The sequence below is a fragment of the Synechococcus sp. UW105 genome (genome assembly GCF_900473935.1).
In the GTDB taxonomy this organism is placed as follows: Bacteria; Cyanobacteriota; Cyanobacteriia; order PCC-6307; family Cyanobiaceae; genus Synechococcus_C.
Window position 1 is genome coordinate 194,469 of record NZ_UCNN01000008.1, and the last position, 22,810, is coordinate 217,278.

Genomic DNA, 22,810 nt, shown 5'->3' on the forward strand with positions numbered 1-22,810 from the left:
GGGCTTGATCAGCCCTTGGTGTCCTCATCCGATTTTGCGGTCTTGGTCTTGGCGGTTTTGGCCTTGGTGTCCTTGGCCTTTTTGGCTGCTGGTTTGGCCTTGGTTTTGGCCGAGGCCTCTTCAGCAGCCTTCTCGGTCACCGTGCTGTTGTCCTCGAGCCAACCCAGCAGCTTGTCGCGTAGAAGGTCTTCGATCACGACATCCCGCAAGCGTTGGGGATCGATGTCTCGTTCCCCTGAGAGTTCCCGCTTCACTTCGGTCACTTTCGCGTCGATATCGGCGTCTTCAACCTTGAGCCCTTCGCTTTCGGCCAGGGCCGAGAGGGCCAGGCTGCGGCGAAGCCGCTCTTCCGCCTCCGGTCGGGACGATTCCATCAGATTGCGCACGAGCTCAGGCGTGAAGAGCGATTTCACATCCATGCCTTGCTGAGCGAACTGCCCGGCGGTTTGTTCGACCAGGTTGCGCACTTCTTGTTGCACCAGGCTCTCGGGCAATTCAACCTCCAGCTGTTCCACTAAGGCGGCGATCAGGGCGTCGTGACGGTTGCTCTTCTGGCGACGATCAGCATCGTCTTTAAGGCGCTGTTCCAGATCAGCACGCAGTTCGGTCATCGTGTCTTTGTCGCTGGCCTGCTTGGCGAAGGCATCGTCAAGCTCAGGCAGCTCACGGGTCTTGAGATCCTTGAGGTTGATCACAAAGCTGGCCTTGCGACCACGGGCATCGTCCTTGGAGTAGTCCTCAGGGAACTGGCATGCAACGGTTTTCTCATCGCCGATGCTCATGCCCACAATCCCTTCCACGAATCCGGGGATCATGCGGCCGTCTTCCAGCTCCACATCCATCGAGTCGGCGCTGCCACCTTCAATGGCGCTGCCGTCATCGCTGTAGGTGCCGTTGAAGCCGACCACGGCCACATCCCCGCTGGCTGCTGGCCTGTTCTCGACCGGGACCAAGGTGGCCATCTGCTTGCGTGATTGCTCGATCATCTCCTCGACCTTGGCGGGGTCGTAGCTCACGCTTTCAGCTTCCGCATTCAGGCCTTTGGTGGCCTTCAGCTTGGGGACCGGCGCCACATCGGTTTCCAGGGTGACGGTCAGTTCCTTGCTGGGATCAAAGGCGTCGAGCAGTTTCTCGAAGCCATCGGCGAGGTCGGGCTGACCCAGGGCCTCGATTTTCTCCTGTTCGATCGCTTCACGCCAAACGCCATCCACCATCGACTCGAGAGCCGTTGCACGGATGCGAAGCGGACCAATCTGCTGCAGCAGCACGGCTCTGGGCACCTTGCCCTTGCGGAAGCCGGGCAGATTGATCGTCCGGCTGAGCTGAGCTACGGCCGCTTCGTAACTCTCCTTGCAGCGTGCAGCTGGCACTGCCACTTCAACGGCCAGGCGGCTGCCGGGACGGGTGGTGGTCTTGACCTTCAACGAAGCGGCGCTCATCTGAACTGGTACGGGCAGCCCAACACTTTATGAAAGAGCCAGTACAGGCTTCGCCGCGTATTGTGACCCCAGCGTTCTCTCGGGTGTACCAACAGCTCTCCATCCTGGTCACCCTTCGACAGTCAGAAGACGTCTGAAATCGTTTCCCAGCTTCAGCGACAAGCGTTTGCCCATCTCCTCTCAAACCAGCGACCGATCCCTGCCGTCCCGACCTCTCACCGTTGCTGTGCTTGGCGCCAGCGGTGCTGTGGGTCAGGAACTGCTTCAGCTGCTCGAGCAACGGGCTTTCCCGGTGTCTGAACTGCGCTTGTTGGCATCTTCCCGCTCGGCCGGCACGACCCAGTCTTGGAAAGGCCAGCAGCTCACGGTTCAGGAGGTGAGCGCTGAGGCCTTTCAGGGTGTTGATCTTGTGCTCGCTTCTGCCGGGGGCTCTGTCTCCAAGCAGTGGCGTGAGGCCATCATCGCTGCCGGAGCGTTGATGGTTGACAACTCCAGCGCGTTCCGGATGGAGGAGGGCGTGCCGCTGGTGGTGCCTGAGGTCAACCCTGATGCAGCCTTTGGGCATCAGGGTGTCATCGCGAATCCGAACTGCACCACGATTTTGCTCACCCTTGCCCTGGCGCCTCTTGCTGCCAGGGTTCCGATGTGCCGGGTGGTGGTGAGTACTTATCAGTCCGCTAGTGGTGCCGGCGCTCGCGCCATGGAGGAGCTGCGTGACCTCAGCCAGGTGGTGCTCGATGGCGGCACGCCTGAAAGTGCCGTGCTTCCTCACTCCTTGGCCTTCAATCTCTTCCTTCACAATTCCCCGCTGCAGGCAAACAGCTATTGCGAGGAGGAGATGAAGATGGTCAATGAAACGCGCAAGATCATGGAACTTCCGGATTTGCGTTTCAGTGCCACTTGTGTACGGGTGCCCGTCTTGAGGGCCCATTCCGAAGCCGTAAATGTGGAGTTCGAACAGCCCTTTCCGGTCGACGAGGCCCGTTCCCTGCTTGCCGCAGCCCCTGGGGTCGAGCTCATCGATCGACCGGACGACAACCGTTTCCCCATGCCCACTGATGTGACCGGTCGAGATCCCATCGCTGTGGGTCGGATCCGTCAGGACATCAGCGAACCGAATGCTCTCGAGTTCTGGCTGTGCGGTGACCAGATCCGCAAGGGGGCCGCTCTGAACGCCATTCAGATCGCAGAACTGCTGATTTCTTCCTGATCGCTATGAGCACTGCTGCCCAGCTGTCCCCTACTCCTTTCGGTCGTTTGCTCACGGCGATGGTGACCCCCTTCGATGCCGAAGGCAAGGTTGATTTGGCCTTGGCTGGCCGGCTCGCCAGCCATCTGGTGGAGGAAGGATCGGAAGGCATCTTGGTCTGCGGCACCACTGGTGAATCCCCCACCCTCAGCTGGGAGGAGCAGGTGCAGATGCTGGCTGCGGTTCGTGAGGCCGTTGGCCCTGGTGTGAAGGTGCTGGCAGGCACTGGTAGTAACAGCACCGCTGAAGCAGTGGAGGCAACCCGTGAGGCGGCAGCTGCTGGTGCTGATGGCGCTTTGGTGGTTGTGCCTTATTACAACAAGCCTCCTCAGGAGGGGCTTGAGGCCCATTTCCGCGCCGTGGCTCAGGCTGCTCCTGAGTTGCCTCTGATGCTTTACAACATCCCTGGCCGAACCGGATGCAGTCTTGCTCCTGCCACTGTGGCCCGTTTGATGGATTGTCCCAATGTGGTGAGCATCAAGGCCGCAAGCGGCACTACTGAAGAAGTCAGTCAGCTGCGTCTCACCTGTGGCCCCAAACTGGCGATCTACAGCGGTGATGACGCCCTCACCTTGCCGATGCTCTCCGTTGGTGCTGTTGGTGTGGTGAGTGTGGCCAGCCATGTGGCCGGTCGTCGCCTGTGCTCGATGATCGAAGCCTTCTTTGCCGGCCGTCATGCTGAGGCTCTTGCGCAGCATGACCAGCTCCTGCCGCTCTGTAAGGCCCTGTTCGCCACCACTAATCCGATTCCCGTCAAAGCTGCACTTGAGCTCAGCGGTTGGCCAGTCGGTGCTCCTCGTCTTCCTTTGCTACCGCTCGATTCATCCATGCGTGACACCCTCTCCCAAGCCTTGGCCGCCTTGCGTCAGACCTGACGCCACGGCTGATCTCCTACGGCGTTCCGAGGCCAGCGGCTTCGGTGCCAGCGCCCGACCTGTTTTCTCTCTCTAGTTACGACGCAATTCCATGACACCGATCTCCTCCCTCAACCGATCACGTAATGGCCAAGCCACAGCAAACGAGCCCTGCCTGCGGGTGATTCCCCTTGGTGGTCTGCATGAGATCGGCAAGAACACCTGTGTGTTCGAGTACGGAGATGATCTGATGCTCGTTGACGCTGGTCTGGCTTTTCCCAGCGATGGCATGCACGGTGTCAATGTCGTGCTCCCGGATACGAGCTTTCTGAGGGAGAACCAGAAGCGCATCCGGGGAATGATCGTCACCCATGGTCATGAGGATCACATCGGTGGCATTGCCCATCACCTCAAGCACTTCAACATTCCTGTGATTTATGGGCCGCGTTTGGCTCTGTCGATGCTCACCGGCAAGATGGATGAGGCTGGCGTTACCGATCGCACCACCTTGCAGACCGTGGGTCCGCGGGACGTGGTCAAGGTGGGTCAGCACTTCTCGGTGGAGTTCATCCGCAACACCCACTCGATGGCGGATAGCTTTTCTTTGGCTATCACCACTCCTGTGGGCACGGTGATTTTCACCGGTGATTTCAAATTTGATCACACCCCGGTGGATGGTGAGCACTTCGACATCGCCCGCCTCGCACATCACGGTGATCAGGGTGTGCTCTGTCTCTTCAGCGACTCCACCAACGCCGAGGTACCTGGTTTCTGTCCGCCAGAGCGTTCGGTGTTTCCCAATCTCGATCGCCGCATGGCGGAGGCGGAGGGCCGGGTGATCATCACCACCTTTGCCAGTTCGATCCATAGGGTGGCCATGATTCTTGAGCTGGCGCTCAAGAACGGCCGCAAGGTGGGTTTGCTGGGCCGCTCGATGCTCAATGTGATCGCCAAAGCTCGCGAACTTGGCTACATGCGCGCGCCCGATGATTTGTTTGTGCCGATTAAGCAGATCAACGATCTGCCCGATCGCGAAACCCTGCTCTTGATGACTGGAAGTCAGGGAGAACCGCTGGCGGCTCTCAGCCGCATCTCCCGCGGCGAGCACCCGCAGGTGAAGGTCAAAACTACAGATACGATCATTTTCTCGGCCAGTCCTATCCCTGGCAACACGATCTCAGTGGTTAACACCATTGATCGTTTGATGATGCTTGGCGCCAAGGTCGTTTATGGCAAAGGCGAAGGCATTCACGTGTCAGGTCATGGCTTCCAGGAAGACCAGAAGCTGATGTTGGCGCTGACGAAGCCCAAGTTTTTTGTGCCGGTGCATGGTGAGCACCGCATGCTCGTCTGCCATTCCAAGACCGGCCATTCCATGGGGGTGCCGGAAGACAACACGCTGATCATCGACAACGGAGACGTGGTTGAGCTCACCGCCGATTCGATCCGCAAGGGTGATCCTGTGAAGGCCGGTATTGAGCTGCTGGATCAGTCCCGCAACGGCATTGTCGATGCGCGTGTTCTTAAGGAAAGACAGCAGCTCGCTGAAGACGGGGTGGTCACGATCTTGGCGGCGATCAGTACCGATGGCGCCATGGTTGCACCGCCACGGGTCAACCTTCGCGGTGTGGTCACCACGGCTGATGCCCGCAAGATGTCGCTCTGGACTGAGCGGGAAATCAAGTGGGTGCTTGAGAACCGCTGGAAGCAGCTCTGCCGCATGACTGGTGAAAAGACGCCAGAAGTGGATTGGATGGGTGTGCAGCGTGAGGTGGAAGTGGGCTTGGGTCGGCGCATGCGCCGAGAGCTTCAGGTGGAGCCCCTCATCCTCTGCCTTGTCCAGCCAGCTCCAGGAGGCACGCCTGTGTACAAGGGCCGTGCTGATGCTGAGCCGGATGACCGTCCGGCGCCTCGTGGTCGCGGTGGCCGCGGCGGCTATCGCGGCCAGGGTGGTCATGGTCGCCGTGACCGGGATCAGGCTCCTAAGCGTGTGATTCCTGCGTCGCCGTCGTCTTCACCCTCGTCTTCACCGTCTGCGACCCCTGCTGCACCCGTTTCGAAGCAGGCCCCTGCAGCGGCAGCGCCGGTGGTGAGTCGTCCTAAGGCCGAGCTGGAGCCCGAGATGCCCGCAGGACGCACTCGCCGCCGCCGTTCAGCCGCGGCCTGAGCTTGGTTTCCGCCAATCAGTGAATCAAGCGTCGCCAAAAGGCGACGCTTTTTGTTTGGCTGTTTGGGAGGGTCAGATTTGTCGGAGCGAGTCGGTTTTGCTCCGGAAGGTGTTGAGAAGAAGCTGCAGATAGCTGACGCTGCGTAGCTTGATATTGGCTGTTAGTGACATGCCCACCTGAAGCGGCAGAGTCGTGCCGTTCTTCAGTTTGAGCTGCTGGTCATTGAGCTCGATGGTGGCCGGATAACGATATTCCTCTCGTCCTTGTTGGGCGTCTGGTGCCAGTGCATCGGATCCCACCGAGGAGACACTGCCTTCGAGCACACCGAAATCGGTGGCCGGAAAGGAGTCGATGCTGACTTCCGCGTTTTGACCCTTGCGCACGAAGCCGATCTTGCTGCTTGGGATTTCCACATCAGCTTCCAGGGTGTTGAACGGCACCACTTTCAGTGCTGCTTGGCTGGATTGGTCCTGGGAGACGAAGCCCGGGTTGGTGAGCTTGAGGTCGAAGACAATGCCATCCACAGGAGAGCGCAGCAACTGGTTGCGGTTGGTCACTTTCACTTCGGTGCGTCTGGCTTCCAGCTGAGCGCGTTCACTGCGCAGGCCTGCTAACTCAGCACTCAGTTGTTCGATCTGTTGATCGATCTGATTGATCTGGCGGCGCCCATCCAGTTCGAGCTTGACCAGCTCACCCTTCAATTCAGTGACTTTGTTGCGTTGTTGCAGATATTGGATGTCTGGTGAGGCGCCCTCGCGGGCAAGGCCTGCAAGGCGCTCAAGAATTTCTTTTTCCAGAGATAGATTGGTCTTGGTGGTGATGAGTTGTTCACGATTGAGCTCGAGGGTGCGTTCTCGCTCAAGTCGTTTGAGTTTGAGTTGTTCTTTTTTTTGATTGATCTGAGTACTTTTTTCACTCACACCTTGCTCTAAAGAGTTGAGTTGTTCAGCCGTGCTCTCTTGATCGAGGCGGATGAGCAGTTGGCCCTTTTTGACGCGCTCGCCGTTTTTCACCAGGATCTCCTCGACAACGCCTCCGGTAGGGATCCGAACTTCTTTGACGTTACCGACAGGTTCGAGTTTTCCTTGGGCGACGACCACTTCCTCGGTGCGGGCGATCGCTAGCCAGCCGATTCCGAAAACGGTGGTGCCGATCAGGGCCCAAGTGGTGGCTTTCAGCCAGAAACGATCTTGTTGCAGAACACTTTCATTGTTGGTGATGGAACCGGCACGTTTCTCAAGTTGATCTTGAGCTTTACGGATCAGGCCACCAACGGGGTTCTGTTTGATCTTGCCCATGTCAGCTGGCCTCCTGTTGGCGGTAGAGCGCGTAGTAACGGCCGCGCTTGGCCATCAATTCATCGTGGCTGCCGACTTCGGCGACCACTCCAAGATGCATCACCACAATCACATCGGCGCGGCGCACGGTGGCCAGACGGTGGGTGATGAAGAACACCGTGCAGTCCTGCAGGGCTTGCACCAGGTTGTCGCAGACACGGCGTTCTGTTTCGTAGTCAAGGGCGCTGGTGGCCTCATCCATCACCAGCAGCTTGGGGTTGCTGAGCAAGGTGCGTGCGATGGCGATGCGTTGGCGTTGGCCCCCACTCAGGGAGGCACCGCGTTCGCCCACCGGTGAGCTATAGCCGCTGGGCAGCTCCATGATGAAGTCATGGGCATCGGCCAACTTGGCGGCCATCACGATCTCATCACTACCGACATCGGGCTGCGTGAGGGCAATGTTTTCGCTGATTGTGCCGGAGAACAGCAACGGATCCTGAGGCACGATTCCGATTTGCCGTCGTAGGGAATAGAGCTCAACCTTGTCGATGTCATAGCCATCGATGAGGATGCGACCTTCCTCAGGCGCGTAGAGGCGAGGCAAGAGTTTCATCAGTGTGCTCTTGCCGCTTCCGCTCTGGCCGACGATTCCTACAAAGGTGCCTGCCTTGATCTGCAGGTTCACATCTTTGAGGACAGGAGCTGCATCGGGACGGAACCGGAAGGTGAGGTTCTCGAAGTTCACTGCTCCTTCGATTGGTGGCAATGGCACCTTGGCCTTGTCGACTTCGTTCGACTCCTGGGGGGTGTCAATGACATCGGCCAGTCGCTCGAAACTGACCTTCAGTTCCTGAATGTTCTGCCAGATGCTGGAGAGGCGAAGGAGGGGCTGGGTGACATAGCCGGAGATGATCCGGAAGGCGATCAACTGACCCAGGGTGAGATCACCACTGAGAACGAGAGTGGCGCCAACCCATAGCACCATCAGCTGGGAGAGCTTCTGCAGCACCTGGGAGGTTTGGCTCAGCACGGTGCCGCTGATCGTTTTTTCAAACGAGCGATTGATGTAGCCGGCGTAGAACTCTTGCCAGGAGAAGCGGCTCACCATCTCAACGTTCTGGCTTTTCACGGTTTGGATCCCCGTGAGCACCTCCACCAGATGGCTCTGAGTCTTGGCGTTTGCTTCTGCTGCCTGGCGATATTGGCGCCGGAACAAGGGAGCCCCGATCAGGGTGAGCCCCACTTGAATTGGTAGAACCGCCAGGGCGATCAGGGTGAGAAGCCAGCTGTAGACCACCATCACAAGGATGTAGATCACTGAGAAGCAAGCATCCAGAAGGGTGGTGAGGGCTTGGCCCGTGAGGAAATTGCGGATCTTCTCCAGCTCGCCGATGCGAGAGCCCAGTTCACCAACGGGACGTTTGTCGAAATATCCCAAGGGCAGCCGCAGGAGGTGATCAATCACCTCTGCACCAAGGCGCTGGTCGATTCGGTTGGTTGTTTCTGAGAACAGGAATGTCTTGAGGCTGCCGAGCACTCCCTCCAGCAAGGTGACGACCACCAAGGCGATGCCAAGCACTTGGAGCGTGTCGAGGCTGCGTTGGGTGATCACCTTGTCGATGATGACCTGGATTAGGAGGGGGTTGGCGAGAGCGAACAGTTGCACCACGAAGCTGGCGACGAGCACCTGCACCAACACGGCACGGTGGCGTTTCAGGGCGGGCCAGAACCAGTTGGGTCCGAAGGTTTCGTTCGGGGTGGTGTTGGTGCGATCCAGCAAGAGCAGATCGATGCCTTCGGGGAAGGTGTCTTCCAGTTGCTCGGGCTGCAGGTTGACGATGCCGTCACGGGGGGACGCCAGGGTGAGTCCGTTCTGGTTGCTGCGGGCCACGACGGCAAAGCTTTCGCCCCAGGGGATCAGCGTTGGGGTCTGTAGCCGGGTTCCCATCGCCGCACCGACTCGGGCTCCGGACACGTGCAGACCAAGGCCCGCAGCAATCTGGCCGCACAGCCGCAGATTGGGGGTTTGGCCACGGCGAATGGTTTCGCGCAGAACCTTGTCAATGGCATCGCGGCGCACGGGCAGTTTCATCAGCTGCGCCAGCATCTGGAAGCAGGCCAGGGTCTCCTGCAGGACGCCTTCAGCACGAATCAGGCGCAGCTGATCAAGCACATCACCGCTGGGGTCGAAGCGACTCACAGGTGTCGGACCAGCCTGCAGGGTCGAGAGCGCTTGGGATCCTTGGTCGTCGTTTGCCTTGGTTGTAGGTGCTGGTTCTGGTTCGTTGGCTGTGTCGGTTTGTTCAGCCGAGCTGATGATCATCTCCACCAGTGGCCTGGGGAGGCTGATCAGCCGTGACGGAAACGGCTTGCTCTCCGCTGGCAGCGTTTCTTCTTGAATGGCTGTTCCTGGGGTGCTGCCGTTCCAGGCTGAGACAAGGAATACATCGCGTTGATCAGCGTCTGCGGCTTTGATTGCAGCCGGGTTGAGGGGCACCCGTTCGGCGGCGCGCAGCGTATCTGGCAGAAGGCGCAGAGAGCTGCCTTCAGCCCGTGCATTGCTTTGCTGCAGATCCTGCATCAGGGCGATGACCTCCTGACCCCAGAGCTGGCTGTCGCACCAGCGGCGGAAGCTCTCTTCCTCCTGGTAGAGGTGAGCCCAAAGCTCATCACCAATGGCGGCAGCCTTGAGGGCATCGCTGGCGATCAGGTTTTCGCAACTACGACCGCACAGCAGGCTGGCGGCACCGAGGACTGCCCCTGGGTCAAATTTCCCCAGGGAGATCAATCGCCCCTGGTCGTTGCCCACCAGACGCGCACGGCCCTCAATCAGGATCAGCACCCGACCAGGAATCACCCCTGGATCCACGAGCTGTTGGCCGAGTTCGAATGACAGCAACTCAATGCCATCCTGCAACCGAATTCGGGCAGGATCGCTCAGCCCCTTGAAGGCCTCATGCTGCAGGAGTTGGTTGATGACGTTCTGGTTCATGAGGAAGCGGAACCGGCGTCAGTTTGAGTGGAAAGTGCTTGCAAATGGCGGCCAGTTTCCTCTTTTAACCATTCCTGAAGCAGTTCCATGCTCATCTGCTCGGCCATGCGTTCATCGAAGCTGGCCGGTGCAAATCGTTCCAGCCGGGTGACGACCCACCAGCGGTCGATCCGGAACGGCTCCAGCAGCATGCCTGGCCGGGCGGCCCGCAGTTTTTCCGACAGTGTGGGATGGGCTTGGTTCAGGGGAACCGGTCCGATCACACCGTTGGTGTTGCGTTCCATTCCCTGGGAGTAGCGCCCCGCCAGGTCGCTGAAGTTGGCTTCCCCGTGAGCGATGCGGAGATAGAGCTCCTGGGCCTGGGATTGGCTGCTCAGCCGCAGCAGGCTATAGACGACGCGATCGAGACGAGCTTTTTGGGAGAGGAAACGGGCTTCTGCTTTGGCACCAAATTCCTCTTTTGCTAACTGAGCCATCCGAGCGGGTCGAAAAAGCTGCTCGTAAAAAGCCTCTTCACTCAGGCCGCTGGAGCTGATGAGTTCGTTCAGGGCTTCCGCAGAGGGGGCGTTCTGCTGGCGCAGAAAGTTATTGATGGCAGCCTTTTGAGTTTCCTCAGTGAGCGTCACCATGTTGGTGATATCACTCACCAGCATCCGTTCGATTAACGAATCCAGCAGTCCATGCTTGGTGAGTAGCTTTAGGGCCTCTGGACTGAGCACCGATCGCAGATCGGGCAGCATTGGTTCGAGCACGCGAATTGGCCACTTGAATGCAAGCTAGGTCTGTTGGCAGGCCTAGGCAGTTTTGTTCAAAGCTTGTTGAAGGAAAGGGTCTTGCGCAGCAGCCAAGGCGTCAGATCGAGACCTTTTTGGACCGATGCTTCTGCATCCAGGCGATCGGTGTCCGCTTCGATCGTTTCGTCCTGACGGATTGGTTCAGAGTCCGTGCCTGATGGTGAGGTGCTGTCCAGCTTGGTCTTGTCGCTGCTCGGATCGACAATCTCTGGCTCTGGTGGCTGGGGTTTGGACGGCACGACGGTCCTGTCGGTCTGGGCCAGGATTGATTCACGCGTTGATGTCGTGCTGTTGAGCCAGGGTGTGGCCGATGCCACGGGTTGGAGCTGGGTGGGTGGGCTGAGGGAGCTTTGGAGGAAGGGATCTCGGATCAGCGCTTGGCCGATGTTTTCATCGCTTCGGGTCTCCGAGCTGTTGTCGAGCGCATCGCCTGTTTTTGTCTCCGGCTCGTCTGGCGTCTGGCCCTGCTCCAGCTCAGCCAGGCCTTTGCAGCGATCCAGCCCTTGTTGAGCGAGATCGCGCAGGGTGTCAGGAGGATGGCTGTTCAGCACCAGCTGGTAGTGATCCAGTGCCTGTTTCGATTGATCCAATCCATGGAAGTAGATGTGTCCCAGTAACAGGGCTACAAACGCGCGCCAGGCCAGACGGGCGTCCTGCTCCGCACCCGACCTTGTTCCTGTTTCGAGCTGGCGGAGAAGGCTGCTGGCGATGGTCTCTGCCTGTTGGAAATTGCCATCGCCATAGGCCTGTTCAGCGGCGAGATACTGCTGCTGAACATCCATGTCCACAAGGCCTCAAGGCTTCTGCTCCAGTTGTAGTGCGTTCTTGTCCCACTGGATGCGCCAGCCGCAGCCGAGATCTCTACCTCCAGGTCCCTCCCCAGAGGCGGTGGCTGAGGTCAGATCGTCGAGTTGTCGGTGATTGAGGGGTGGTGCGCCTTGGTCCCTCAGCCATTGGGCTAACAGCATTCGGCGCAGGCCAGGGGCCAGAGCTGCGACGTGGCGTCGGTTCAGGCCTGGGCCTTGCTGCAGAGTTCTGAGGCTGAGCTGAAGTAAGGCGGATTGGCTGTCTTCCAGTTGGGAGAGTCGTTCGGAGAGATGAGCCATCCGTTGTTCACACCCAGGGTGCATGGCGTTGAGTACCGGCAGGACTTCCTGGCGGATGCGGTTCCGGCCGAACCTCAGATCGTTGTTGCTTGGATCGTTCCAGATCGGCAACTTCAGTTCTGAGCAGATCGTGGCGGTTTCCTTGCGCGTGAAGCTCAGTAGGGGTCGCACGAGAAGCAGCGTGGGGTCGTTGGCGCTATCGAGAGTCCGTTCTCGCCGCAGGCTGCCCAGGCCAGCCAGGTCCGTACCGCGAGCCATCTGGAGCAGCAGGGTTTCGGCTTTGTCGGTAGCGGTGTGGGCGCAGATCACCCGGCGACAGGGCAGATCCGGATGGGCTTGGCTGATCTCTACGGCGGTGCGACCCAGCTGGTCATAGCGCCAGTCACGGGCCTTGGCCTCGCTACCGGCTTGCTCGGCATTGGCACGGCTGATGGCAAGGCGGAGGCCCTGGTCTTCGTACCAGCGCTGCAGTTCTGTGGCGATCGCACTGGATCCCTGATGCCAGCTGTGATCACCATGCCAGCCATGAAGCGTCCAGTTGTGGAGTCGGCGCAGGCCTAGTAGCAGGGCGGTCAGGGCCATCGAGTCTTGCCCACCAGACACCGCCAGCAGCAGCATCGCCCCCTGGGGCAGCAGCTTGGGCTGCTTGAGAAGCTCGCGGTGCAAACGATCGTGCCAGCCCGACCAGCAGCTGCTTAGGGCTGGATCAGCCTGGGGATCCATGCGGTGGGAGAATCAACGTCTCTGACTCTGGCTTGATGACCCGCCTCGCTCAGCTGCCTACCACCCTGCGTCAGCGCCTTGAGCAGCGCTCGGCTCTGAAGGTGATTGCTGGTCTGATGAACTTCGATCCCGCTTCCGTCGCCCGAGTTGCCCGTGCGGCAGGCCATGGTGGTGCTGATCTGATCGATGTGGCCTGTGATCCCGAGCTTGTCTCTTTGGCGGTCCATGAATCGGGCGGTGTGCCGGTCTGTGTGTCAGCTGTCGATCCCGAGCTCTTTCCCGCCGCTGTCGCCGCTGGTGCCGTGATGGTTGAGATCGGCAACTTCGATGCTTTTTATCCCCAGGGCCGCCTCTTTTCAGCCGACGAAGTTCTGGAGCTCACACGCCAGACCCGTGCCCTCCTGCCCGGGGTGGTGATGAGTGTCACTGTGCCCCATGTGTTGCCCATGGACGAGCAGCAGCAATTGGCGCTGGATCTGGTGGCAGCTGGTGCTGATCTGATTCAGACCGAAGGCGGCACCAGCGCTAAACCTTTCAGTGCCGGCACGCTTGGACTGATTGAAAAGGCTGCGCCCACATTGGCGGCGACTCACAGCATCAACGCTGCACTGCAGCAGGCCGGTGTGTCCGTGCCTGTTCTTTGCGCCTCTGGGCTTTCGTCCGTCACCCTGCCGATGGCGATTGCCGCTGGGGCTGCCGGTGTGGGTGTCGGTTCTGCGGTGAATCGTCTCAGTGATGAGCTGGCCATGGTGGCTGTGGTGCGCAGTCTTCGCGAGGCCTTGGGCACCAGCGCCTCTTTGCTGCGGTTGTGATCGTTTGGTTGTTGTTCTCCTGATCCAGACCAAGGGGCGTGATTGCATCACGCCTTTTTTTGTGGCTGCACGCCAACTGCCGCATGCGCCCCAACGGCCTGGGCTGGCGCCATAAACTGGATCCTCGGCCGCGCTGGCAGTGACGTGAATCCCCAGTACGACCTCACCGCCCCATACACCCCCCAAGGGGATCAGCCCAAAGCAATCGCCCAGTTAGTGGAGGGGGTGAATAGCGGTCAGCGCTACCAGACGCTGCTGGGAGCGACAGGCACCGGCAAGACGTTCACGATGGCGAACGTGATCGCTAAGACCGGCCGGCCGGCATTGGTGCTGGCCCATAACAAGACCTTGGCGGCTCAGCTCTGCAATGAGTTGAGGGAGTTTTTCCCTCAAAACGCAGTCGAATATTTCATCTCCTATTACGACTACTACCAACCGGAGGCTTACGTTCCGGTCAGCGATACCTACATCGCCAAGACAGCGTCGATCAACGAAGAGATCGACATGTTGCGCCACTCCGCGACCCGTTCCCTCTTTGAGCGCAACGATGTGATTGTTGTTGCGTCGATCAGTTGCATTTACGGTCTCGGGATTCCAAGCGAATACCTCAAGGCTTCTGTCAAGTTCCAGGTGGGAGAGAGCCTTGATCTGAGGGGATCGCTGCGAGAGCTGGTGAACAACCAGTACAGCCGCAACGACACCGACATCACTCGGGGTCGTTTCCGGGTGCGTGGAGATGTGCTCGAAATTGGCCCTGCGTACGAAGACCGGTTGGTGCGCATCGAGCTCTTTGGGGATGAAGTGGAGGCGATCCGTTATGTGGATCCCACGACGGGTGAGATCCTCCAGAGCTTGGAGACGATCAATATCTACCCGGCCAAACACTTTGTGACGCCTAAGGAGCGTTTGAATCTGGCGATTAAGGACATCCGCACCGAGCTCAGGGAACGGCTCGACCTCCTCAACGCCGAAGGCAAGCTCCTCGAGGCCCAGCGGCTAGAGCAGCGCACCACCTATGACCTGGAGATGTTGGATCAGGTGGGCTACTGCAATGGAGTGGAGAACTACGCCCGTCATCTGGCCGGTCGGGAGCCCGGTTCGCCACCGGAATGCCTCATCGATTATTTCCCTGATGACTGGCTGCTGATCGTGGATGAGAGTCATGTCACCTGCTCTCAGTTGCAAGCGATGTACAACGGCGACCAGGCCCGTAAGAAGGTGCTGATCGACCATGGCTTCCGCCTCCCCAGTGCTGCTGATAATCGCCCTCTCAAGGCTGAGGAGTTCTGGACCAAGGCCCGCCAGACGGTGTTCGTGAGTGCCACGCCAGGCAAGTGGGAGATGAACGAAAGCGAGGGGCAGGTAGCCGAGCAGGTGATCCGTCCTACCGGCGTGCTCGACCCGGTGGTGGAAGTGCGCCCCACCACCGGTCAGGTGGATGATCTGCTTGGGGAGATCCGCACGCGTGCCAAGAAGCAGCAGCGGGTTTTGGTGACCACGCTGACCAAACGCATGGCCGAGGATCTCACCGATTACATGGCGGAGAACGGCGTCAGAGTGCGCTATCTGCATTCGGAGATCCACTCGATTGAACGAATCGAGATCATTCAGGACTTACGGCTCGGTGAATACGACGTACTGGTTGGGGTCAACCTGCTGCGGGAGGGACTGGATCTGCCGGAGGTGTCGCTCGTGGCAATCCTTGATGCCGACAAGGAGGGCTTTCTGCGCGCCGAGCGCTCGTTGATTCAGACCATCGGTCGGGCGGCACGCCATGTTGAGGGGATGGCCTTGCTGTATGCCGAAAACATGACGGACTCCATGGCCAAGGCGATTGAGGAGACCGAGCGGCGACGCTGTATCCAGCAGGCCTACAACGAAAAGCACGGCATCGTGCCCAGGGCCGCTGGTAAAAAAGCCAGCAATTCGATTCTCTCTTTTCTGGAGTTGTCTCGGAAACTCAAGTCTGATGGGCCTGACGCCGATCTCGTCAAGGTGGCTGGTAAGGCTGTGAAGGCGATTGAGGATGATGTCGATGGCATGGCCCTTGATGCCCTGCCGGAACTGATCGATCAGCTTGAGCTGCGCATGAAAGACGCTGCCAAGAAGCTGGATTTTGAAGAGGCCGCCAATCTGCGGGATCGCATTAAGCAGTTGCGCCAGAAACTGGTGGGTAAGGCTTGAGCCGATTCTTTTGAACTCGTCGTTCGGTGCTGCGGTCTCCACCTATGACGCTGCGGCAACACCTCAGCGGTTGGCAGCCGATCGGCTGGTAGAGGAAGCATGGCGGTTGCTCGCGTCTGACAGCAGCGCTGGCCCTGTCAAGGCGCCTGATTGTCTGCTCGATCTTGGATGCGGCACTGGTCTGGCCACGCGTGCCTGGCTGGATCTGTTGCAGGACCAAGGGCAGCTGCCACCTCGTCAGCTGCTGCTATTGGATCAGGCTCCCGAAATGGTGGCTCACGCCATGGCTCTGCTCTCAGAGCGTCATGGAGCGGTGCAGGGGCTGTCCGTTGATGCCTTCAGCTCCGATCTGGTGCGTGTTCTCGCCGAGACGCCTGTTGCCGATGGCATGCGTCTGATCCTGTCCAGCTATGCGCTCCAGTGGAGTGAGGCCCCGCTGACGGTGTTGCGTGAGGTGTGGGCGAGGCTGCTCCAACCTGGTGATTGGTTGGCCCTCGTGGTGCCAGATGCCCGCAGCTTGGCCTTGCTCAGGAGGGCTCTGTCAGCGGCGTCCTTACCCAATCATTTAATCGAGCTGCCCGCAGAACAGGATTTGATTGGGCCAGCGGCGCAACGCTGCCTCGATTCCAGGTTCATTTGGGTTGGTTGTGGATCGTTTGCCAACGCGGTCGCGGTGGATTCGGCCCTGGCCTACTTGCGCCACTTCGCACTGATCGGCGCCCGTCCACCAAGCTCTCGGTATTCGCGCTCCCAATTGGTTCGTCTGCGGCGTGTCTTGGATCAGCAATTACGCGAAGGGCCAGCGGTGCTGGATTACCACTCCACCTGGATGGTGTTGCGCCGGCGTTGAAGCCGGCAGCTTTGGGGCTTAGCCCTCTAGAGGTGATTCGCTGCCCTGGGCCTGATGCACTTCGTTGCCGCCGAGTCCGAAGCCGGCATGGACCGCTTGAACGGCAGCGATGCCATCGGCTTCTGCCACCACGCAACTGGTACGGATTTCGCTGGTGGCGATCAGTTCGATATTGAGGCCGGCATCGGCCAGATAGCGGAACATCCGGCCAGCTGTCCCGGCGGTGGCAGGCATGCCTGCTCCAACGGCACTAACGCGGGCGATGGCGGGGCCATCCTCAAGCTGGGCACCAGGCCACTGGGCAAGCAAAGGTGCGAGCGCCTGATCGGCGCGCGAGCGCTCGTCCCGCTTGAGGGTGAAGGTGATGTCGCGGCTGCCGTCGGCATGTTGCCGTTCCGACTGCACGATCGCGTCCAGACTGATGCTCGCATCAGCGAGGGCGGAGCAGAGGGCTGCTGCAGTGCCCGGCTTGTCGGGCACATGGCGCACACTCACCTGGGCCTGATCGCGATCGAGGGCAACGCCGCGTACTTCGGGCTCGCCTTCTCCGGACGTTGGTGGATTGAGGTGAACCTGGTGTTCATCGAGTTCAAAGGCGTCGGAGACGGCTCGTAGTGCTTTGCCGCCGAATTCCGCATCGATGACGCAGCTCAGCTTCACTTCGCTGGTGGCGATCAGGCGCAGATTGATACCGGCCCTGGAGAGAGTGTCGAAGAGACCGGCGGCAATGCCTGGGCGGCCCATGATCCCGGCGCCATTAATACTCAGCTTGCTCATGCCGCCTTGTGCGACAAGCTGCCCCCCATCACGATCCAGAAGGCCTGCGCAAATCGCCCGCGCTGTGGGCAGATCTGCATCGGCAACGGTGAAGGTGATGTCGTTGCTGCTGCCTTCGTGGGTGGCCTGAATGATCAGGTCCACATTCACGCCTCCGGCGGAGAGGGCTTCGAAGAGCTTGGCAGCCACGCCCGGTTGATCTGGCACATGGGAAAGGGCCAGCACGGCCTGGTCTTCCACCAGGTCAGCGCCATCAACCGGCCGGCCCAGTTCGAGTCCGTCGCGGCCGATCGGTCGGCCGCTGCGACTGGTGAGGGTGGTGCCGGGTTCATTGCTCCAACTGGAGCGCACCACGAGGGTGACGCCGTAATTGCGTGCGATCTCCACAGCCCTGGGATGGAGCACCGCGGCGCCGAGACTGGCGAGTTCGAGCATCTCGTCGCAGCTCACCTGAGGCATCAGTTGGGCATCTTTCACCTTGCGCGGGTCGGTGGTGAGCACCCCGGGGACATCGGTGTAAATCTCACAAGCATCCGCACCGAGTGCTGCCGCCAGGGCTACGGCAGAGGTGTCGGAGCCGCCTCTGCCCAGCGTGGTGATCTCCGCGGTTCCGCCGCTGCTCTGGCTAGTGCCTTGGAACCCTGCCACGACGACCACCTGACCCTCATCGAGACGACTGCGCAGCCGGTTGGTCCGCACTTCGAGGATGCGCGCTCGTCCGTGGGCCGATTCCGTCACGATTCCCACTTGGGGCCCTGTCATTGACACCGCTGGGATGCCAAGGGCATTGAGGGCCATCGACAGCAGGGCGATCGACACCTGCTCCCCGGTGGCCAGCAGCATGTCCATCTCTCGCTGGGGTGGGTCACTGCTAATCGCCCGTGCCTTGCTGGTGAGCTCGTCAGTGGTGTGGCCCATGGCCGACACCACGATCACCAGATCGTTGCCCTCCTCTTTGCTGGCGGCAATGCGCTGGGCTACCGCCTTGATGCGCTCCACATCAGCGACGGAGGTGCCACCGAATTTCTGCACCAGCAGCGCCATGCCAGCCGTCTCATACCGCTGGTGATTGTCTCACTGGGCTCCCCCACCGGCTGCGGCTCCCAAGAGCCCATCCCGGAAGGCAGCAGCCGGCTGGGCTCCGCGTTTCAGTGATGCTTCCACTTCCAGCAGCCGACCGAGCAGGTTGAGGCAGCGGTTTGGCGGGCGACCTTGCAACTGCTTGCGCATTACATAAATGCGTTTGGGGTTGCCGATTCCCGCCGCTTTGGCGATCACGGCGACATCCCGTTCGCCTTGTTGTTCCATCAGGCTCACCCAAAGCCATCCCCGGATCTGGCCGGTGAGGGTTGCCACGATGCGCAGGGCTGGTTCACCGGCATCGATCAATGCATCCAGGCGACAGATGGCTTCGCCCACCTGGCCTTCCAGCAAGGCATCGCCCACCTGCAAAGCATTGGCGGCTTGGCCATCAATCAATGCAGCCACAGCATCGGCAGTGATCGTGGTGCTGCCGGTGCTGCTGGCATGAAGGGCAAGTTTCTGCAGTTCCGCACTCAGCCGCGCACTGTCATTGCCAATGGCATCGATCAGAGCATCCACTGCCGTGGGCTCCAGGTCGAGTGCGAGCTCGCTCGCGGTGCGTTCCACCAGTTGGCGCTGGCCAGCTCCATCCCAGACGGCCGGGAGTTGAAATCGCTCTTCATTGGCGAGCTTGGCTTTGATCCGTTTCTGAAGGGTCTTGGTGGTGCGCAAACGGCCATCGGGCTTGGCCGGGTTGCACAGCACCAGATGGCTTGTGTCGGGGATTAACTCAAGGGCAGCGTCGAAGCGGTCGGCCAGTTCGCTTGGACAGGCATTGCAGAAGGGAGACCGTTGTAAAAGCACCAGCCGGTCGCCGCTGCCAAACGGCGGGGTTCGGGCCTCCTCCAGAGCCTGCAGGGCTTGGCCGCTGTCGCCACCATCGAGGCGACTGAGATTGATGCTGCTCCAGGTTGGGTCCACCACGCTGTCGATCAGCTTTGTCACTGCTCTTTCAAGGGCTGCGCTGTCGTCGCCCCAGAACAGGTGCACGGGCATGGCAGGCGTGACCGCGGAGGATGCTGAAGTCTGCCCCCTGCCGCAAGCCCTTGTGACCCAAGAGGTGCACAGCGATCATCCGATCTTCACCGAAAGCATCCGACGCATTCGCCTGTTGCTCGGCGACACCGGTTTAGACCCTCTGCAGCAGCAGGTTTTGGAACGGCTTGTGCACAGCAGTGGGGATCCTTCTTTGGCTCCTTTGCTCCGGTTCAGTGCAGGGGCCTGCGACCAGGGCCTGGCAGCGCTTCAGGCCGGTGCGCTGATTCTCACCGACACGGCGATGGCAGCAGCGGCGGTGGCACCGATGGCCAAGCGCACGGGAGGGAATGCAGTCAATTCCTTACTGGATTGGGCCCCTTCCCAAGCACCGGAAGGGTCGACCCGCTCGGCCGCTGCGATGGCAGCCTGCTGGCCCGTGCTCTCTCGCCGTGCATTGGCAGAGGCCAGGCCATTGCCGCTGTTGTTGGTGGGCAGTGCCCCGACTGCGCTGGAGCAACTGATGGACCAACTGTTGGAGGGTGCAGCTGCGCCCAGCCTGGTGATCGGGATGCCCGTTGGGTTTGTGGGCGTACCAGAAAGCAAACGTCGTTTGGCAGCCACGGACCTGCCCCAGATCCGGCTCGAAGGAACCCGTGGCGGTGCAGGCCTGGTGGCGGCAGCTTGCAATGCGTTGCTGCGGGCAGGAGCAAGCGCTTAGGCATTCGCTTTGGGGGAGGCAGTTCAGGCAGCGAGTTGATCCAGCACCTGCTGAGCCCTTTGCACCACCGGTGTGGGCACGCCCGCCAGTCGTGCTGCTTCGATGCCATAGCTGCGGCTGGCGCCTCCAGGGGCGACTTGATGCAGGAACAGGAGGTCTTCCCCGGTTTCTTTCACAAGGACCTGGTAATTGGCCACATTGCCCCGTTGATCCGCCAGGGCATTGAGTTCGTGGTAATGGGTGGCGAACACAGTCCTGGCTTGGAGTTCGCCAGCCAGGTGCTCACTCACGGCCCAGGCGATTGAGAGGCCATCGAAGGTGGCGGTGCCTCTCCCGATCTCGTCCAAAAGCACCAACGATCGTTCACTGGCGTGGTGGAGGATGTTGGCGGTTTCGGCCATTTCCACCATGAAGGTGGATTGGCCTGCTGCCAGATCATCAACGGCGCCAACACGGGTGAAGATGCGGTCGGCGATACCGATGCAAGCCGACTGCGCCGGCACCCATCCACCCATTTGGGCAAGCAGCTGGATCAGACCGATCTGACGGAGATAGCAGCTCTTGCCGCTGGCATTGGGGCCGGTCAAAACCACCAGGTCGATGTCGCTTCCGAGCCCGATGTCGTTGGGTGTGAAGTGCTCTTCCACCAGCAGTTGTTCCACCACAGGATGGCGGCCGGCCTCCACGATCAGCGCGCGGCTGTCATTGATCTCAGGTGCGCACCAACCTTCGGTGGCGGCCACGTCCGCCAGGCTGCTGAGGGCATCCAAACCAGCAACGGCTCGGGCTGATCTTCGGATTGCTTCAGCGTGCTGGCCCACCTCCTCCCGCAGGGTGCAGAACAGTTCGTATTCGCGTTGAGCGCTGCGAGCTCTGAGCTGAAAGATGGTGCCTTCTCGTGCCTTTAGGTCGGGGGTGATGAAGCGTTCTTCGTTGGCCAGGGTTTGGCGGCGGATCCAGTGGTCGGGCACGGACGTGGATTTGGCGCGGCTCACGGAGAGGAAGTAGCCAAAGGTGCGGTGATATTGCAGGCGCAGATTGGTGTTGCCGCTCAGCTGGCGTTCGAGAAGTTCCTGGTCCGCCAACCAGCTGTCCTGGTCGTCGAGCTGGTTGCGTAGCCCATCAAGGAGGGGGTCGACGCTGTCGTGGATCAGACCACCCTCACTCAGGTTCAGAGGAGGGTTCTCCACGAGTTCGTGTCGGATCGTGCGAGCCAGGCTCTGGAGTTCGCGATCCGGTACCAGCAAGTGCTCGAGCCAGTGGGGGCCAGCGTTGAGGCGTTCGCTGATCAGTTCCGCTAGCAAGGGCAGCCGTTCGAGCCCATCAGCGATGGCGACGAGATCACGAGCGCCAGCCTGGCCGGCTCCAGCGCGCCCCGCCAGACGTTCAAGGTCTCCCATCGGCCGCAGCAAACGCCGCAGGGCCTGCCGCAGTGGCCGGTTCTCCACGAGGGTGCTGACGGTGGATTGACGTTGCTGGATGGCCTGCGTCTTCACCAACGGGGCTTCGAGCCAGCGGCGTAGACAGCGACTACCCATGGCGGTGAGGGTTCGGTCGATCGCCCAGAGCAGGGAGCCTTGAAATTGACCATCACGCTGGGTTGAGGTCAGTTCGAGGTTGCGTCGGGTTTGGGCATCCAGCACCAGTGCATCACCGTTGAAGCGCAGGCTCGGTCGATCCAGTGGAGGCGCATTGAGGTCATCCTCTTCCAGCGGTCGGGTTTCGTTGAGATAGGCGAGCAGTCCTCCGGCAGCTCTTAAGGCCAGGGGGTGGTTCTGCAGACCGAGGCCATCAATGGTTGCGAGACGGTAGTGGCTGAGCAGTGCCTGCTCTGCTTCCGGGCGGCTGAAGGGGGTGCTGGCCATGGCCGTGAGCCGCTGTCGTTCCGGACACCAGGCCGGTCGGCCGTTGGCGCTGTCGTTTGGATTGAGCTCGTGTCCAGGTCCCCAAAGCAGTTCCGCCGCATCGAGCCGCGCCAGCTCTTGATGCAGTTCGCTGCTGCTTTCCATTTGCAGCAGCACCAGTTCTCCGGTACTCACATCGGCGCTGGCCAGGCCCCAACGAAAGGGTTGCTTGCCCTGTGCCGGTTCCACGACCACGGCGGCCAGCCAGTTGTTGCGGCGAGCGCTCAGCATGCCTTCTTCAAGCACTGTGCCTGGCGTGAGCACCCGTGTGATGTCACGCCGCAGCAAGGTGCCCTTCGCGCTGCCCTTTGCTGGCGCAGCCTCCAGTTGATCGCAGAGTGCCACGCTGCGCCCCTTGCGGATCAGATCGGAGCAGTAACGCTCGGCTGCGTGGTGGGGGATGCCCGCCATGGGCACCCGTCCGACACTTTTACCTGCTTCCTTCCCTGTGAGAGTGAGTTCCAGCAGGCGCGAGAGCTCGATCGCATCCTCGAAGAAGCATTCAAAGAAATCGCCGAGTCGATAGAGCAGCACCCGCTCCGGATGGGCTGCTTTCAGCTCAACGTAGTGGCGCAGCATTGGCGTGAGCTGCGCCGGCTCCACGAGACTGTGATGGCTCCAGGCGGGCAGGTCGTCGTCATTGCTTTCGAGCAGGCTGGTGTTTGCAGAGGGGTTGTCGTTGTCGGGCTGATCGTTGACACCGTCTTGTGCGGCTGTCGCGGTCTCCTCCGAGGCCTGACGCTGTCGAGGCCTTGCTTCGGCATCAGCGGTGAGGGCTGCGTCATTCAGCGGTGTGGTGCCGTCGCCATTGCCGTGTCGATCTGCCCTCCCGGTTGGCTGGGAGTTGTCCGGCCTTGCCGGCTCCGGATCCCCGAACAGATTGCCCTGCATGGCCAGATCCA

Annotated in this window: 16 protein-coding genes; 7 read left to right on the forward strand and 9 right to left on the reverse strand. The window is 60.5% G+C overall.

Annotation, left to right across the window (positions count from 1 at the left end):
* Positions 1-8: 8 nt before the first annotated feature.
* On the reverse strand, positions 9-1,439 hold the full coding sequence (gene tig / locus DXY16_RS03070) for a trigger factor (protein WP_115119352.1): 1,431 nt from the start codon (positions 1,437-1,439) through the stop codon (positions 9-11).
* A 226-nt stretch (positions 1,440-1,665) separates the two neighbouring features.
* On the opposite strand from tig, the gene DXY16_RS03075 reads away from it, so the two are divergent.
* The 3 genes from DXY16_RS03075 to DXY16_RS03085 all read left to right on the forward strand — a co-directional run bounded on the left by DXY16_RS03075 (position 1,666) and on the right by DXY16_RS03085 (position 5,709).
* Positions 1,666-2,649, forward strand: coding sequence for an aspartate-semialdehyde dehydrogenase (locus tag DXY16_RS03075; protein WP_170953816.1), 984 nt, complete (start codon positions 1,666-1,668; stop codon positions 2,647-2,649).
* A 5-nt stretch (positions 2,650-2,654) separates the two neighbouring features.
* Complete coding sequence (dapA, locus tag DXY16_RS03080) at positions 2,655-3,563, forward strand: 4-hydroxy-tetrahydrodipicolinate synthase (RefSeq protein ID WP_115119354.1); 909 nt, start codon at positions 2,655-2,657, stop codon at positions 3,561-3,563.
* 91 nt (positions 3,564-3,654) lie between these two features.
* On the forward strand, positions 3,655-5,709 hold the full coding sequence (locus DXY16_RS03085; protein WP_115119356.1) for a ribonuclease J: 2,055 nt from the start codon (positions 3,655-3,657) through the stop codon (positions 5,707-5,709).
* A gap of 72 nt (positions 5,710-5,781) precedes the next feature.
* Here DXY16_RS03085 and DXY16_RS03090 read toward each other — a convergent pair whose 3' ends face one another.
* The 5 genes from DXY16_RS03090 to tilS are packed head-to-tail and all read right to left on the reverse strand — an operon-like array spanning position 5,782 to position 12,602.
* Positions 5,782-7,008, reverse strand: a complete 1,227-nt coding sequence (locus tag DXY16_RS03090; RefSeq protein ID WP_115119358.1) for an HlyD family secretion protein — start codon at positions 7,006-7,008, stop codon at positions 5,782-5,784.
* A 1-nt stretch (position 7,009) separates the two neighbouring features.
* The gene (locus DXY16_RS03095) at positions 7,010-9,979 is read right to left on the reverse strand and encodes a peptidase domain-containing ABC transporter (RefSeq protein WP_115119360.1); all 2,970 of its coding nucleotides are present in this window, start codon (positions 9,977-9,979) and stop codon (positions 7,010-7,012) included.
* On the reverse strand, positions 9,976-10,731 hold the full coding sequence (locus DXY16_RS03100) for a peptidylprolyl isomerase (protein WP_115119362.1): 756 nt from the start codon (positions 10,729-10,731) through the stop codon (positions 9,976-9,978). The genes DXY16_RS03095 and DXY16_RS03100 overlap by 4 nt, the downstream gene beginning before the upstream one ends.
* 56 nt (positions 10,732-10,787) lie before the next feature.
* Entirely contained in the window at positions 10,788-11,555 is a 768-nt protein-coding gene (locus DXY16_RS03105; RefSeq protein ID WP_115119364.1) for a hypothetical protein, read from the reverse strand.
* Positions 11,556-11,567: 12 nt separating this feature from the next.
* The gene (gene tilS, locus DXY16_RS03110; RefSeq protein WP_115119366.1) at positions 11,568-12,602 is read right to left on the reverse strand and encodes a tRNA lysidine(34) synthetase TilS; all 1,035 of its coding nucleotides are present in this window, start codon (positions 12,600-12,602) and stop codon (positions 11,568-11,570) included.
* 35 nt (positions 12,603-12,637) lie between these two features.
* Here tilS and DXY16_RS03115 point away from each other — a divergent pair, with 35 nt between their 5' ends.
* The 3 genes from DXY16_RS03115 to DXY16_RS03125 all read left to right on the forward strand — a co-directional run bounded on the left by DXY16_RS03115 (position 12,638) and on the right by DXY16_RS03125 (position 16,448).
* Positions 12,638-13,414 (forward strand): DUF561 domain-containing protein, encoded by a 777-nt coding sequence (locus DXY16_RS03115; RefSeq protein ID WP_115119368.1) that lies wholly within the window; start codon positions 12,638-12,640, stop codon positions 13,412-13,414.
* Positions 13,415-13,558: 144 nt separating this feature from the next.
* Positions 13,559-15,598 (forward strand): excinuclease ABC subunit UvrB, encoded by a 2,040-nt coding sequence (gene uvrB / locus DXY16_RS03120; RefSeq protein ID WP_115119370.1) that lies wholly within the window; start codon positions 13,559-13,561, stop codon positions 15,596-15,598.
* Positions 15,599-15,608: 10 nt separating this feature from the next.
* Complete coding sequence (locus tag DXY16_RS03125; protein WP_170953808.1) at positions 15,609-16,448, forward strand: methyltransferase domain-containing protein; 840 nt, start codon at positions 15,609-15,611, stop codon at positions 16,446-16,448.
* A gap of 18 nt (positions 16,449-16,466) precedes the next feature.
* Here the strand turns inward: DXY16_RS03125 and DXY16_RS03130 are convergent, their stop codons facing one another.
* Together DXY16_RS03130 and holA are read right to left on the reverse strand one after the other, a co-directional pair.
* On the reverse strand, positions 16,467-18,269 hold the full coding sequence (locus tag DXY16_RS03130) for an aspartate kinase (protein WP_115119374.1): 1,803 nt from the start codon (positions 18,267-18,269) through the stop codon (positions 16,467-16,469).
* A 30-nt stretch (positions 18,270-18,299) separates the two neighbouring features.
* Positions 18,300-19,304 carry a DNA polymerase III subunit delta gene (gene holA / locus DXY16_RS03135; protein WP_115119376.1) on the reverse strand — a complete coding sequence of 335 codons (1,005 nt, stop codon included), beginning with the start codon at positions 19,302-19,304 and terminating at the stop codon, positions 18,300-18,302.
* Here holA and DXY16_RS03140 point away from each other — a divergent pair.
* Positions 19,303-20,004, forward strand: a complete 702-nt coding sequence (locus DXY16_RS03140; protein ID WP_115119378.1) for a precorrin-8X methylmutase — start codon at positions 19,303-19,305, stop codon at positions 20,002-20,004. The genes holA and DXY16_RS03140 overlap by 2 nt on opposite strands.
* 23 nt (positions 20,005-20,027) lie before the next feature.
* On the opposite strand, the gene mutS is transcribed toward DXY16_RS03140, so the two are convergent.
* On the reverse strand, positions 20,028-22,799 hold the full coding sequence (gene mutS / locus DXY16_RS03145; RefSeq protein WP_115119462.1) for a DNA mismatch repair protein MutS: 2,772 nt from the start codon (positions 22,797-22,799) through the stop codon (positions 20,028-20,030).
* Positions 22,800-22,810 lie beyond the last annotated feature (11 nt).